The sequence below is a fragment of the Barnesiella sp. B2-R-119 genome (genome assembly GCF_023656675.1).
GTDB classification, from domain to species: Bacteria; Bacteroidota; Bacteroidia; order Bacteroidales; family Barnesiellaceae; genus Barnesiella; species Barnesiella intestinihominis.
In genome coordinates this window covers 445,122-460,206 of sequence record NZ_JAMOKL010000003.1, presented here as the reverse complement: position 1 = coordinate 460,206, position 15,085 = coordinate 445,122, and the positions used below count along the sequence as shown (strand labels likewise).

General features: G+C 41.1%; 8 protein-coding genes. 3 read left to right on the top strand and 5 right to left on the bottom strand.

Annotated features, from left to right (window positions below; all coding sequences use genetic code 11):
• Positions 1-3: 3 nt before the first annotated feature.
• On the bottom strand, positions 4-1,206 hold the full coding sequence (locus tag NBH06_RS08230) for a C1 family peptidase (RefSeq protein WP_021890959.1): 1,203 nt from the start codon (positions 1,204-1,206) through the stop codon (positions 4-6).
• A 303-nt stretch (positions 1,207-1,509) separates the two neighbouring features.
• Between NBH06_RS08230 and NBH06_RS08225 the strand changes: the two genes are divergently transcribed.
• The 3 genes from NBH06_RS08225 (at position 1,510) to tamL (ending at position 10,042) form a co-directional block, all read left to right on the top strand.
• Positions 1,510-2,790: a type IX secretion system plug protein gene (locus NBH06_RS08225; RefSeq protein ID WP_250793711.1), complete on the top strand. Its 1,281-nt coding sequence runs from the start codon at positions 1,510-1,512 to the stop codon at positions 2,788-2,790.
• A gap of 218 nt (positions 2,791-3,008) precedes the next feature.
• Positions 3,009-7,730 (top strand): translocation/assembly module TamB domain-containing protein, encoded by a 4,722-nt coding sequence (locus tag NBH06_RS08220; RefSeq protein ID WP_250793709.1) that lies wholly within the window; start codon positions 3,009-3,011, stop codon positions 7,728-7,730.
• Positions 7,727-10,042, top strand: a complete 2,316-nt coding sequence (tamL, locus tag NBH06_RS08215) for a translocation and assembly module lipoprotein TamL (protein ID WP_250793706.1) — start codon at positions 7,727-7,729, stop codon at positions 10,040-10,042. Before NBH06_RS08220 ends, tamL begins: the two co-directional genes overlap by 4 nt.
• A 3-nt stretch (positions 10,043-10,045) precedes the next feature.
• On the opposite strand, the gene NBH06_RS08210 is transcribed toward tamL, so the two are convergent.
• The 4 genes from NBH06_RS08210 to NBH06_RS08195 form a co-directional block, all read right to left on the bottom strand.
• A complete protein-coding gene (locus NBH06_RS08210; protein ID WP_250793704.1) occupies positions 10,046-11,470 on the bottom strand; it encodes a hypothetical protein in 1,425 nt (474 codons plus the stop codon).
• Complete coding sequence (locus NBH06_RS08205; RefSeq protein WP_195329254.1) at positions 11,437-12,489, bottom strand: DNA adenine methylase; 1,053 nt, start codon at positions 12,487-12,489, stop codon at positions 11,437-11,439. Before NBH06_RS08205 ends, NBH06_RS08210 begins: the two co-directional genes overlap by 34 nt.
• The gene (locus tag NBH06_RS08200) at positions 12,486-13,385 is read right to left on the bottom strand and encodes a Dam family site-specific DNA-(adenine-N6)-methyltransferase (protein WP_008862781.1); all 900 of its coding nucleotides are present in this window, start codon (positions 13,383-13,385) and stop codon (positions 12,486-12,488) included. The genes NBH06_RS08205 and NBH06_RS08200 overlap by 4 nt, the downstream gene beginning before the upstream one ends.
• Positions 13,386-13,591: 206 nt before the next feature.
• Entirely contained in the window at positions 13,592-14,926 is a 1,335-nt protein-coding gene (locus NBH06_RS08195) for an NADP-specific glutamate dehydrogenase (protein WP_008862780.1), read from the bottom strand.
• Between the last annotated feature and the right edge of the window lie 159 nt (positions 14,927-15,085).

Genomic DNA, 15,085 nt, shown 5'->3' with positions numbered 1-15,085 from the left:
GTGCTATTTCAGATGTAATTTTTTCAGAATCTTTACGGGAACAGCATCTTTGTGGACTAAGATATCCATAGTTTTATATTTCACGAATGCTTCTGATGCGTAGAAAAAGCCTCCATAAATTTGTTCCGTACCCCATGAATTTTTCACTTTATAATATTTCGTACCGTTCTGGTCGACGGCTGTTCCTACGAATACCATGCCGTGGTCGTCGGTAGTCTCGTAGTTATCGAATGCTTCTTGTCGAAGTTTTTGGTCGATGTATTGTTCTTCCTCCGGTTCTTCGAATTTATATAGTTCTCCTTCTTTTTCCGATTTTGACAATTTTACCCAACGAGCCAATTCGGTTCCAGACAGGTTCTCGTTTTTCTTCTCTACGGGAACCACAGCAAACCCTTTCAGATATTGGAATCCTTTCTCGCTTACATCGGAAGCCCACATGACTGTAAAACCTTTATCGATGGCATAATCGATTGTCTCCATCAATTCGTTGAGCGGGATATTATAATATTCCGACCATAACCAGTTGTCGGGTACTTCAATGGCAAAAGGTTTGTAAAAATCGTGATGGGTGAATGATGTCAACGGAACATAATCCGAGGCTTTTATACCCAATGATTTTGCAAAAGATTGAGGTGTGTATTCTACGCCGTTGTAAGTAAACTTCTCGGGAACTTTGCCTAAATAAGTGTCCAGCACGGCTTTGAATCCATCGAGCCATGCCGTCGAAAGTTTTTTATTGGGGTTGGCAATGATAGCATCGACATAACCTTTGAGGATAGCGTCGAGTTCTCCGTGCTGGTGCTTGTCTGTCCCGTAATTCAAACCGGTATAAACCTCCTCGGGAACAATGCCATATTTATCGATGATATAGAGCACGTCATAAGCGCTACCCCCGGCCGAAAAGGCGATATCGCCGTGCATGCGTACATATTTAATCGCTTTTTCTATATAATCGTTACGCACGATAAACATTTCCGATAAGTCTACCGCAGGCTTTCCTTGACGCAACAAATCATCTTCGATAAACGATAAAGTCGAGAAGCTCCAACACGTTCCCGATCTGCTTTGGTCTTTTACCGGGTTGGTCTTCAATTCTTTGGTTACAGTAAATTGGTAACCCACAGAATCCGTTTTATTTTCGTTTGCCCATGAGCAGAAAGACATTGACAATAAAGCACAAGCGATAGTGAAAAACTTACAATTCATACACAACTATATTTTAAAATACGGTACAAATATAGTGAAAGGTGAGTGCAGAGACAAGCGAAAATTATATTTTCGGCTTGACTATGCCGAACCGCATCCTATATTATACAGAATAATATAACGAAAGGTAGATGTATGATAAAATAAATATATTTATTTTTCATGCCGAACTGCATTCTGTATGATTCGAGTTATAAATTATTTTCGTTCTATTGCGATAGAATTGATGGCTGTAAGGGATATATTAGGATATAGGCGTAAAATTTCGTATGTTTGCATCAGTAACTCGATAATGGAATGGTTATGAAAACAAGTTATATTTTTCAATTGCTTATTTCTGTTTGTGTCCTTTTGGGAGACATTTCTGCAACGGCCCAAAATCGTTCGGAACCGTATGAAACACAAGCCTTCTCCGATCGATTTCGAACTATACAGACCGAGGTGGAAGGTAGGGAATTGTTCCCTCCCATTATTGAATTGAATACCGACGAACACATAACGATTTCGTTCGATGAGTTGGCCGAAGATGTCACTTATCTGCAATACAGTCTTATACATTGTAATGCAGATTGGCGTCCTTCCGACTTGTCGGATTTGGAATATCTCGATGGCTTCAATACGAATTCTGTCGAAGAATATGAATTTTCTACTGCGACTTTCGCGCATTATGTGCATTACAGGATTACGCTTCCCAATGCCGATGTACAGTTTAAAGTATCGGGTAATTATGTGCTTGTGGTTTATCCCGAAAACGAACCGGAAAATATTTTGTTGCAAGTGTGTTTTTCGGTCTATGAAAACCAAGTTTTGGTCGCTCCTTCTGTAACATCTCGCACCGATATAGATTATAACCGTGAGCATCAACAGGTAGAAGTTGCTCTCAATACCAACAATTATCGGGTTCAAAATCCTTATAACGAATTGAAAATAAGTATTCTTCAAAATAGCCGACGGGATAAGGAGGTTATTATAAATAGACCTTTAAGGGTACAAGGGAATCAAATTGTTTTCGGTCATGACCGCAATATGATATTCGAAGCGGGGAATGAATTTCGTCGGTTCGAAATGGTAGCTACCCGTTATGCCGGATTAGGGGTTGAAAAAATATACTATTTCGACCCATATTATCACGTCGTGTTAGCTACGTCTGTTCCCAGAGCGCAAACGAGTTATCTTTATGATAAAACCCAAAACGGGCGTTTCGTCATACGCCAAAGCGGGGCAGACGACAGCAATACCGAAGCCGATTATTTCGTCGTGCATTTCACGCTTGATTCCGATCCGATTCCGGGAGGAAAAATATATATCGATGGCGAAATGACGAATCATCGGTATACCCCTTATAACGAAATGGTTTATAATCCTGCTTCTGGGAAATATGAGAAAACCCTGCTCTTGAAACAGGGCTCATACAATTATCAATACCTATTTTTGCCCGATGGAGGGAGTGCCGCTTCGGCAGGCCCTATCGAAGGAAACTATTATGAAACGGTAAACGAATATTTAGTAAAGGTTTATCATCGTCCGCAGGGAGTACGTTACGATAAACTCATCGGTATAGGAATGGGGTATTCCGGTCGTTGATCGGCTTTCTGATTCGGCCATGCCCCGAATTTATTCCTAACGCGATCGTTGTAAATAAAGCAATGAGGTACAAATAATTTTTCATATATTTACCTTGTTTTTTAGGTTTTCTGTATATTCTAAAAACAAATGCTGTCGTGCCAATGTTTATAAAATAGCCACCGGAATACAGTTAAATAAGGTGTATATAGAGTCTTTCAAAAAAGAATTCCTCCAAAATGAAAAAAGCACTAAAATATATTGCTATCGTATTGATTTCACTTTTAGTGCTATTGTTGACTTTACCTCTGCCTATTTATATTCCGGCAGTACAACGATGGGGAAAGAATGAGATTAGCGGTTATGTCGGCCGATCGACAGGAATGGAGCTTTCCATAGGAAAGTTGTCTCTTAAATTCCCGTTCCGACTGCAAATCGACGATATACTTTTACTGACTTCGAGTCGGGATACGCTGTTGCAAAGTTCAAGTATACAAGTAGGGGTAGCCCCGGCGGCACTTTTGCGTGGACAAGTTCAAATCCAGAAAATAGCATTGAATGAAACACTTTTTCGTTTTTCGAATTCAGACTCTACTTTATTACTATCGGCTAACATAAAACAATTCTCCACACAGAAAGCAAACGTTAATTTAAAAGATTTCCACATCTCATTACCTTCTACCCGATTGGACGGAGGGGAAATAACTTTGAACTTGTCGGAGAGTTCCCCCGATACTGTTTCTGCGGAAAGCGCTCCATTGAATTGGAGCATCTTGGTAGGAGAAATAGGGTTATCGAATATCCATTATTCTATGCAGATGAAACCTACTATCGAAAATTTGGATGCTTCGATACAAAAAGCGAGACTCTTGCAAGGAGAAATAGATTTATACGGGCAATCGGTTCGAGTCTCCGAGGCGATTATAGACAAAGGAGATTATCGTTATTATCCGGGGAGTGGAAATAATGAAGCAGAACCGGAGGAAAATGATGCCGATACAATCGTTTCGCCGCCGTGGACCGTACAAATTCGAAAGTTGCGGCTGCATCGGAATCATGCTCTTTATGCCTTGCCGACCCGAATCCCCCAAAAAGGGCTTGACTTCGGGTATCTTTCTCTCGATAATATTGAGATTGCCATCGACTCCCTCTATAATCGAGGAAGCGAAATATGCGTTCCTATCAAACAATTGGCGTTCACCGAACGTTCGGGGATAGCCGTAACTCGAACACAAGGAACTTTTACTATGGATTCGACAGGTATCTCCTTGCAAAAATTTCAGATGAACACTGCTTTATCCGAGATTTCGGCGCAGATTAAAGTTGGAAACGGTATTTTCACACAAAATTCACAAACACCGGTCGAAGCTCGATTACAGGCTAAGCTCGCTATTGGGGACATTATTCGGGTATTACCCGAATACGACAATTATACCAGAGGGTTGTTGTTGTCGACCGGTTTTCTTTCAAACATCTCGATGAACGGTAAATTGGGAGATTTAAATTTGGAAAAGGCCGATATATCCCTGCCGGGAACATTCGTTTGCCAAGCGACAGGCAATGTGCAAAATTTGCACGAAGCAGATCGGATTAACGGAAGTCTCCAATGGGAGCTTCGACTGAAAAATTCGCCGGTCTTTGCGAATGTAATGCCGGACTCCCTAAGCAAAAAAATACATATACCGCCGACCCGATTCACCGGTAATGCCCGACTTTCACCGGAGATGATCCGGTCGAAAGCCCAAATCGAATCCGGCGATGGCCTCATCACTCTCCTTGCTCGATTAAATACTAAAAAAGAGCAATATGATGGACGGATACTGATAGATCGATTCCCTCTATCTTCGTTCCTGCCTCATGATTCTTTGGGAGTACTCTCTGCTTCGACCCGGTTCTCAGGAGAAAAATACAATCCGATGGATTCCAGTATGTATGCGACTGTCGACTTGAAAATAGATTCCGTGGATTATTCGGGTTACCGGTATACCGGACTGTCTATCGAAGCGAAATTGAATAGGGGTAAAATGAGTGGCGGTATAACTTGTACCGATCCTAATTTGTTGATGGGACTCTCCGTATCGGGATCGCTGTCTCCCGAAGAATATACGGCCGACTTGACTGGCGAGGTTCATACCGATTTGGAAGCTCTGAAACTGGTAACCGAAGCATGCTCGGTTTCTACCGGCCTTTCTCTTTCTGGCTATGTTTCGCCCATGAGTGAATCTTATCGGGCAGACATACGGTTAAGTGACTTTTCTGCCCTCTTGCCGACCAGCAGGTTGCAAACCAATGCATTGTCGATTTCGGCCGAAACAGACTCTACGCACATAAATGCCGCTGTCCGAAGCGGAGACATGGCTATGAATTTTGTTTCGAGTATAGGATTTAGCTCTTTCTTGGAAAAGCTGAACCAGTCGTTACCTATTATTGCTACGGTTCAAGAAGAAAAGCGATTGGATATGAAAGCGTTGCATCAAGTTCTGCCTCCATTCGAGTTTCATGCGAACGCAAAGCGGAATAATCTCATACAGCAGTATCTCAAAGGAATGAACATGGGATTTTCTCAAATCGACCTGAATATCCAGAACGATTCTCTATTGAATACGACGGGTAAGATAGACCGCTTTTCGACCGGGGGAATTACTATCGATACCCTGCAACTTTCTTTATTCGAACGTCGTGAAAAGGAGGAAAGATTATATTACTCTCTTCAAGTCGGCAACAAGCCCGGAAACCTCGATCAATTAGCCTCTGTAATCCTTAACGGATTCCTCTCCGGGAATACGACTAAATTGTTTTGTGTGCAAAAAAACAGACAAGGACAAGAAGGATTCCGAATAGGTTGCCAAGCCGATTTCTTAGATTCATTGATTCAAGTGTCGTTTTTCCCGAAAAATCCGATTATTGGCTTTGAAACGTGGACATTGAATCCCGACAATTTTTTTTCCTACCACTATGGGCGACATTTCGATGCCAACATAGCTCTCACTCACGAGGATCGGCATTTTATTATCAAGACTTTACACAACGAACAATCACATGATTTCTCTCATCAAGAGGCCTTGAAAGTCGATATAAACGGTATGGAAATAGCTCCGTGGTTAGCTTTATCGCCATTCTCTCCTCAAATCGACGGAAGTATTTCTGCCGACTTGCTGGTAAACTTTCCGCAGAGTGCGACGGAAGTATCTGGTAGTATGGGAATCGGTGATTTATATTATGGGAAACAACGTGTGGGAAATTTTAATCTGAATGTCGATTATCAATTAGACTCTTTGGGTCGTCAGGAAGCACAAGCCGATTTGGAAATAGACGATAAGAAAGTATTGACGTTGAACGGGCTTCTTGACAATCAAGCAGAAAATCCCGTTCGGTTAAACTTGTCCATAGATGAGTTCCCATTGGCGACAGCCAATCCGTTCCTCCCTTCCGAAATGGCGCAATTACAGGGGTATTTGAATGGGAAAATGGGAATTACGGGTAGTACCGATACGTCTCTCCTGAATGGTTACATACAGATGGAAGAAGCCGTGGCTAATTCTAAATCGATGGGAGCTACTTTGAAATTTCCTCAAAGCCAGATTCGAGTGGAACAAAATGTTTTGCATTTCGACAATTATGAGATCACGGGAGCGAATAAAAATCCACTGCACATCGATGGAAATATCGATTTCAAAAAATTAGATAAAATCGTTACCGATTTGAGATTATATGCATCGGCTTTCCAACCGGTTAAATCGGCGAGAAGTACGAAAGCGACTGTTTACGGTTCGGTTATCGCAGATATGGATATGGCGGTAAACGGTCCGCTTGATGCCTTGAAAATTCGGGGAAATGTAGGGTTGCTCACAGGAACGGAAGTAACCTACGTTATGCAAGATTCTCCTTTCGCTCTTCAACAACAAGAGAACAATATCGTTACATTCGTTTCGTTCAACGACAGTACTGAAATAGCCGAAGAAGATACTTTGCAAAAGAGCAGTGTATTGGGCATGGATATATTGGTTAATATCAACATTGCTCCCACTGTTAAAATGGGTGTGAATCTTTCGGTGGACGGAAAAAATCGGATAGACCTTCAAGGCGGAGGGGAATTGGCCTATACTATGAATACGTTGGGCGACAGCCGTTTCACCGGTCGATACAATCTCACCGGAGGTTTCGTCCGCTACAACCCGCCTATCATATCGGAAAAATTGTTTAAAATTCAAGACGGAAGCTATGTGTCTTGGAACGGTGATATCGCCGATCCTCAAATGTCTATTACAGCTGTCGAGACCGTACGCACGACTATCTCCGAGGAGGAGAAAAATACCCGGCAAGTCAATTTTGACATCAGTATCATCATTAAAAATTCATTGGAAAATTTGTCTGTTTCTTTCGACCTTTCTGCACCCGAAGATCTCACTCTGCAAAATCAGTTGACATCGCTCACGGCCGAGCAACGGGCTTCGCAAGCCATGAGCCTGCTCATATATAATACATATACCGGTCCCGGAACGTCGACCACGAAATCCGATCTATTGGGTAATCCGCTTAACGCATTCCTGCAAAAAGAATTGAACCAATGGGCTCAGGATAACTTGAAAGGTATCGATTTATCTTTCGATATTAATTCCTACACCGATGCTTCGGGAGTGAATACTCGCACCGATTATTCTTATAGGGCTGCTAAGAGTCTGTTTAACAATAGGGTGAAAGTCGTCATTGGCGGAAGCCTCAGCCCGGACGACAACGCAGATGTCAATTTCAAAGAGAACTTCATAGACGACATTTCCCTCGAATATTATTTGAATCAAAGGGATAACATGTATGTTAAAGTATTCCGGCATACGGGATATGAAAGTATTCTCGAAGGAGAGATCACTCAAACCGGTGTCGGTTTTGTCGTTAAGAAAAGGCTGCTCAATTTGATGGAGCTGTTTCGACCACGGAAAAGCAGAAAGGGGGTGAACCTATGAAAAGAGTATTCCGAAATGTATTTACCGTCGCTTTTCTATTGCTGATACTGATTGGCTGTTCCACGACAAAGCGTATTGCCGATGATGAAGTATTGTATACCGGTGTAAAGAAAATGGAAATAATACCCGACTCTGGTGTGAAAATCGCCGATGCCGCAGCATCGGACGTTCGATCTACTCTTTCCGTCGCACCCAACAATCCTTTGTTCTCTCCTTATATCCGCACGCCGTTTCCCATAGGTTTGTGGGTGTGGAATTACATGGAACCTAAGCGGGAAAAGGGGTTGAAGCACTGGATATACGAGAAGTTGGCCAAAGAGCCGGTACTTATTTCGACCGTACAGCCCGAACTGCGTATGAGGGTAGTCAAAGACATTCTCGGGAATAACGGATATTTCGGAGCGAAAGTCGATTATGAATTGATATACAACAAACGGAACCCTAAAAAAGCCCGCATTAAATATCGAATCGAAGTCCCCGAAGCCTATACGCTCGATACCATAGAATTACCGGCTCCTACGACTCCGGTAACTCGGTTTATCGACAGTATAAATAGTTCTTCGATTTTACAAAAGGGCGATCGTTACTGCCTCGATTCTTTATCTTTCGAGCGAAACCGAATTACTACCGCACTGAGAAATAACGGATATTTTTATTTCCGACCCGAATACATCGAATACCTTGCCGACACTACGTTCTCTCCGGGTAAAGTGGCGTTGAGAATGACGTTGAAAAAAGGGATTCCGGCACAAGCGCTCAAACCTTATTATGTGGGAGATGTAACAGTTCGACTCAACCGTGCCACCGGCGACGGAACTCCCGATACCATTCGCTACCCTCGTATGACTGTCGCTTATTACAAACCTATACGATTGAAAAAATGGGTATTACCCAAAAATATTACCTTCAAACCGGGCGAAATCTATTCGATTGCGATCCAAAATGAGACGCAATCCAATCTTGGGCGGTTAGGAATATTCCGTACTGTCGCTGTCGAAGTAACCCCTCTCGATTCATTGATACGAAAAGATTCTCTCGATGTAACGATACAGGCGACATTCGACGTGCCGCTCGAAGCGACCATAGAAGCCAATGTTTCGTCTAAATCGAACAGCTATATAGGCCCGGGACTTATTTTTGGTATTAATCACAACAACGTGTTCGGGGGCGGTGAAAAACTTTCGGTCAAACTCAACGGGAGTTATGAGTGGCAGACGGGCGGAGGCTCGCAGCATGGTAAGGCTTCGCTATTCAACTCTTACGAAGTGGGTTTGAATTCGTCATTAACTTATCCTCGTATCGTGCCGGGATTTCTACCGCAACTACCCCGTACCCGAAAATATCCCGCTTATACTCGGTTCCAATTGGGGGCAAACTTGATGAATCGGCCTCATTATTTTCGTATGGTCTCTTTCAACGGTTCGATGTCATACGACTATCGCACCTCCTTGCGGGCCGGACACTCGGTTACGCCATTCAAGTTGGTATATACAAAACTGCTCAATACGACCGAATCGTTCGATAAAACGATGGAAGAGAATCCAGCCATTGCCCTCAGTTTCCGAGATCAGTTCATTCCTTCTTCGAGTTACACCTATACTTACGACACCTCATACGGCCGGGAAGTGGATAACCGCTTTATCTGGCAGTTCATGGGAATGTCGGCTGGAAATATCCTTAGTGGGATAACATCGCTTTTTGGACAGCATGGGGAGAAACATATCTTTGGCAGCAGTTTTTCTCAATTCGTAAAGGGAAGTGCCGAAATGAAATATTATCACCGTTTCCGTGCCGAACACTGGTTGGCGACCCGGTTGTTTATAGGTGCGGAACATGCATACGGAAATTCCAAAGAAGTTCCGTACAGCGAACAATTTTATATCGGAGGTGCGAACAGCATACGGGCTTTTACTATACGTTCGCTCGGTCCCGGAAGTTATATTCCGGCAAAAGACGATGTCGACGGATATTTCGACCAAACAGGTACTTTCAAGCTCGAAGCGAATATCGAATACCGTTTTCCCATTTGGGGTGATTTGCACGGTGCGGCATTCGTCGATGCCGGGAATATCTGGCTATTGAAAAAAGATCCGAAACGTCCCGGTGGAGAACTCGACCGGAAAACTTTTCTCAAAGATATAGCCCTCGGTACAGGTATAGGATTACGCTACGATATCGGTATGCTCGTTTTACGGGGAGATTTAGGTATCGGAATACATGCACCCTATGATACCGGAAAGAAAGGATATTATAATATGACTTCTTTCAAAAACAGTCTCGCATTCCACTTGGCTATCGGATATCCGTTCTGATAATCAATTCCAATAATCCAACAAGTGAGCAATAGCCCGACGAAATAATAAAGGAGCTTGTATTCCCAAAACCAATTTTCCATCTTTATTCAGAAGAAATCCGATTTGGGTTTCTATGATTCGTTCTTCTCGGCTTCCGTATAGTACGACAGTTCGCACTACTTTATAATCGGGATAATAATATTTTAAATATCGCTTTTCAAAAGAATCATAATCTTCCAATTCTCTTATTCCCTGTTGCCTAAACTGGTATTTTTTGCCTTCGATTGTAATCGTTTCGTTTTCAGATATATCGATCAAGACTAAATCGGGGATAGCAATTTTCTCTTTTTTATCTCCCTCTTTATATTTTTTCCGGTCATTATATTTTGCCAATGGTATAGGCGTGCCATCGGATTTCATAAAGTAGCCTTTTTCGCATCCGGCGTGATTCTCGAATATAGAATACCCCTCTGTGAAATTCTCAACGATAATATGAATGAAAATAGTTCCTAACTTCTCACCTGTTGTATCGTATTTCCAATAGAATTCAGGCATGTTGGTTTGAGGAATTTCGAGGTTTTCCAATTTGATCTTTAATAGATTAGCCACTTGTATGAATTTATTCCTCACTCCTACATGTTGTGGTAATAATCCGTGCCGGATTATTTCTATTTTTCTTGTCCAACCCAACATTCGCAAGATTGCGGATAAAATACTTAATGCACCTATATTAGGGTCATGTGAAAGGCCTTTATTCTTGTATAGTCTCCCAGAAATGGAAATTTTATCGTTTTCTTTAAATAACATAATCGGGACGTTCCCTTTGGGAGCTTTTCGCATGTTTTGTTTGAATGCTATAATGTCATTGATCGAAGTGAAAGGTTTGAACACATTCGGATTTAATATTTTTCCAAGAATTTCTACTCCGAAAGTTAGTAAAAGCCGAGTCCCAAAGATATAGGTTTGTGTAGGTTCTTTCTTTTGTTCAACCTGTAAGGCATATAGCATGATCATCTTGACAGAAGGATAGTAATGCTTTACAAAAACAAATTTAGTACATCTTTGGAATACTCCGGTATTCCGGCTTTCCTTATCATCGGTTTTTGTCTCTTCAATCGCATAAATAGGGGTATCTGTTTGTACGGGCATTGCATCTTGATAGAAAATGAGGAAATCCACAAAACTTGAATATCCCGAAATCGTTTTTATAAAGACCCGATTAACTTTCGCACAAGTAAAACCGACAACTTCATAAATAAAAGCGAACTCGTGTTTTTCGTTCAGTATAGGAATAATTCTCAATGTATCTCCGAAAAATCCGCATTGATGATCTTTCGCAAAATATTCGAAAATTGTTTTTAAGACCTCTTTTTTAGGCCTCTCTTCGGTCAATATCCACAAATTTTTCGCATTCATAGCCTCCTCAAAATGTATAATTGTTCCCAAATATGCTTCTTTGTTTTAGATAATCCATTATTATTGCTTTTAAATCGCAGATATTCAAATTGTTCCAATTCCACTTCGCCATATTGCGACAATACATCAAGAATATTGTGTTGTGGCATAATGCCCTCTGAGTTATAGCTCAAAACGAGATATTCGTAGGTGGCAATCCGAGCCACCTTATCCAAATCTTCTAAGGCAGTAGAGGCTTTACAGAAGCGAGACTTTTGGCTATCATAGTTTCGCATGCCGGTCACTCCCCGAATTTCTGGGTTATCATATCGGGCGATTGTTTCTAGTATATGGTAATTCGGAGCATATTGACGCTCGTTATAAGGCGGATCTAAATATAAAATATCTGTGTTTATTTGGTTTAAAATTTTCATTGAATCGGCATGATACGCTCTATTTTCCTGTCTATTCGAAATAATTTCAATGGGTCTCAATATGAACGGTTTGATTGCTCTCGGGTCCCATTTTTTTTGAAATGCCGCATAAACACCTGCGACATTCGCATAAAATGAAACTGTTTCTATAAGACTGGCGAGAAGAATGTAGTACTCGTTTCCCAAAAGCAAATTATCATTTTTCCATCGTTCAATCTGTTGGCGGATAGTATCTATTTTTTTTCCATTTTCATTGCTGAAATACATTCTCGGCTGAGATAAATGAGAAGTTCCTTCGGGAGTATAATTATTATAAATAAAACCTTCCTCTGGTTCTAATTCGTTCAAGTATGCAATAACCCGATCAAGTGGGCTCGCACATGATTTCAAAGGCGGTAAAGGTAGTAGTCGCTCGAATGTCGGCGTGGAATTATTTTCAATATAGGCTTTTTGCAAACAATATGAAAAATACATAAAATCAGAAGACGATACTGTATATCCCAATCGTTTGTAAAATTTAGATACACTGGTTGTTCCCGAAAAGAAATCAAATAAACTCCTCCCTGCTATACCTTTATGTATCAATATTTCATACATACGAGGTATTACATTTTCCTTATTCCCTATATATCTCATTCAAATAAAACTCCTTGCTGTATTTCATGGTGATAATTCGTTATCAATACTTCTTCGCTTTTGCTCTCACGGTCGATTATCTGATAGTTGGAATTCGCATAATTTTTATTTAAATAAGTAATTGTGTACCCTCTATGCTCTATCCATTCTAACAAAGTAGTATTTCTCCGTCCTCTATGAATAAGGACATTCGAAAGAGCAAAAGAGATACCCCGTTCATGTAACATGTCTAATATTTTCAATAGTTTGCATTCCTGCTTTTCGTTCCAACCGGTAAAGCCTCTCTTTCCATCATTATATGTTCCTGTCGTTATGAGATAAGGAGGATCACAATAGACAAAGTCGTTCTCTGATAATTCGGAAAAATCGAATTTGTCGAAATCGGTACATGAAAAAATAAAATCTTTCGTATGCAATCTATCTAGAAAAGTATATAAATTGGATTTCATAGTAGAGTTGAAATGGCTACGTTCCCGACCGAACGGAATGTTAAATTCGTGAGAGTTATTAAATCGGATCTGATGATTGAATGAATAAGCTGTCAAGACAAATAAATCCAATGGATTTTTCTGTTCGTTATATATCCTACGCAATTCTCTATATCCATTTTCATTTGTCAACGATAACTGAAATTCCGATATTCTCTGCTCGATATAATCCATCGTTTCTTGTACAGGAGTGTCATTAAATTTTCTGTACAAATCTATCAAATACGAAATATTGTCATTGAAAATCGTTCTATCGGCAGAAACGTTAATGCCTACATTACATCCTCCGCAAAACAAGTCGACGAATGTTCGTATTCGACTGGGAAATAGTGGTAATATTTGCGGAAGTATTTTATATTTTCCTCCAATATAATTAAGCGGCGATTGAATATAGGGCTGCTTTGCCATAATTAGATTTGTTTTGAATAGCGAAGATAATATTTTTTATAGAAACTTTTTATAAGGAGGAATATTATGCTTAGGTGATTCTGATGTTTGAATAATGACGGGAAAAGAGGCCGGAGGATAATTTTAAGTAAGATATTAAAAATAAAACTGAGAGTGTGTTCGTAAAACACACTCTCAGTTTCATGTCGGTTGGCAAATCTACTTGTTTACAATATCCCTTGTGCCATCATCGCTTTGGCTACTTTCATGAAGCCGGCGATATTGGCTCCTTTCACATAATTGGTATAAGAGTCGCTTTCTTTACCGTAGCGGGTACACTGTTCATGAATATCGTGCATGATTTGTTTCAGTTTTTGGTCTACCTCTTCGGCTGTCCAGCTTATTTTCATTGAGTTTTGTGTCATTTCCAATCCGCTTACCGAGACACCTCCTGCATTGGCGGCTTTACCCGGAGCATATAAAATTTTGGCTGCGAGGAATTGTTCGATAGCTTCGGGAGTAGAAGGCATATTTGCACCTTCCGAAACGGCGAAACAGCCGTTGGCAAGCAAGGTACGGGCGTCGTCGCCATCTAGCTCGTTCTGTGTTGCGCTAGGCATGGCTATGTCGCATTTTTCTCCCCACGGACGTCCTCCTTCTACGTATTTACAGCCATATTCTTCGGCATATTCACGAATACGTCCTCGATAGAGGTTTTTCAGTTCGAAGATGTAAGCCAGTTTCTTTTCATCGATTCCGTCTGGATCGTAGATATAACCGTCGCTATCGGACATGGTGACAACTTTGGCTCCGAGGGAGATAAGTTTTTGCACCGTATATTGAGCGACATTTCCCGACCCCGATACGGTGACTACTTTCCCTTTAATATCTATTCCTTTGGTTTTAAGCATTTCGAGTAGGAAATATACATTTCCATATCCTGTGGCTTCCGGGCGAATAAGTGAGCCTCCGAATTCAAGACCTTTTCCGGTGAATGTCCCGGTATTTTCGCGGGCCAGCTTTTTATACATACCATACATGTAGCTTACTTCCCGACCGCCTACTCCTATATCACCGGCGGGTACGTCGGTATCCGGGCCTATATGCCGCCAAAGTTCGGTAACGAATGCTTGGCAGAATCGCATGATTTCCATGTCCGATTTCCCTTTGGGGTTGAAATCCGATCCGCCTTTTCCTCCGCCCATAGGTAAAGTAGTCAAGGCATTTTTGAAGGTTTGTTCAAAAGCAAGGAATTTCAAGATCGAAGGATTGACCGATGAGTGAAAACGGATGCCTCCTTTATACGGACCGATGGCGTTATTGTGTTGGATACGATATCCCATATTGGTATGGACTTGACCTTTGTCATCGACCCAAGTTACCCGAAATGAAAACATTCTATCGGGAATGCACAACCGTTCGATCAGGTTGTAACGATCGAATTCGGGATGTTCGTTATACACATCTTCGATAGTCGATAACACTTCTTCCACAGCTTGGTGGTACTCCGGTTCGTTAGGGAAACGGCGTTTTAATTCGCTCAATACTTCTGTTGTTTTCATTGATAAGTATGTTTTTTGAGTTTTGGAAAGTCTCTATAAATATGTAATCTTTCTCTTTGATTTCGTTGCAAAGATAATACAAAATACGTAAAATGAAAGCATTTTCTTATAAAAACTTCCACTTCACAATAAAAATGATAAAAATGTATCTGTTTGTAT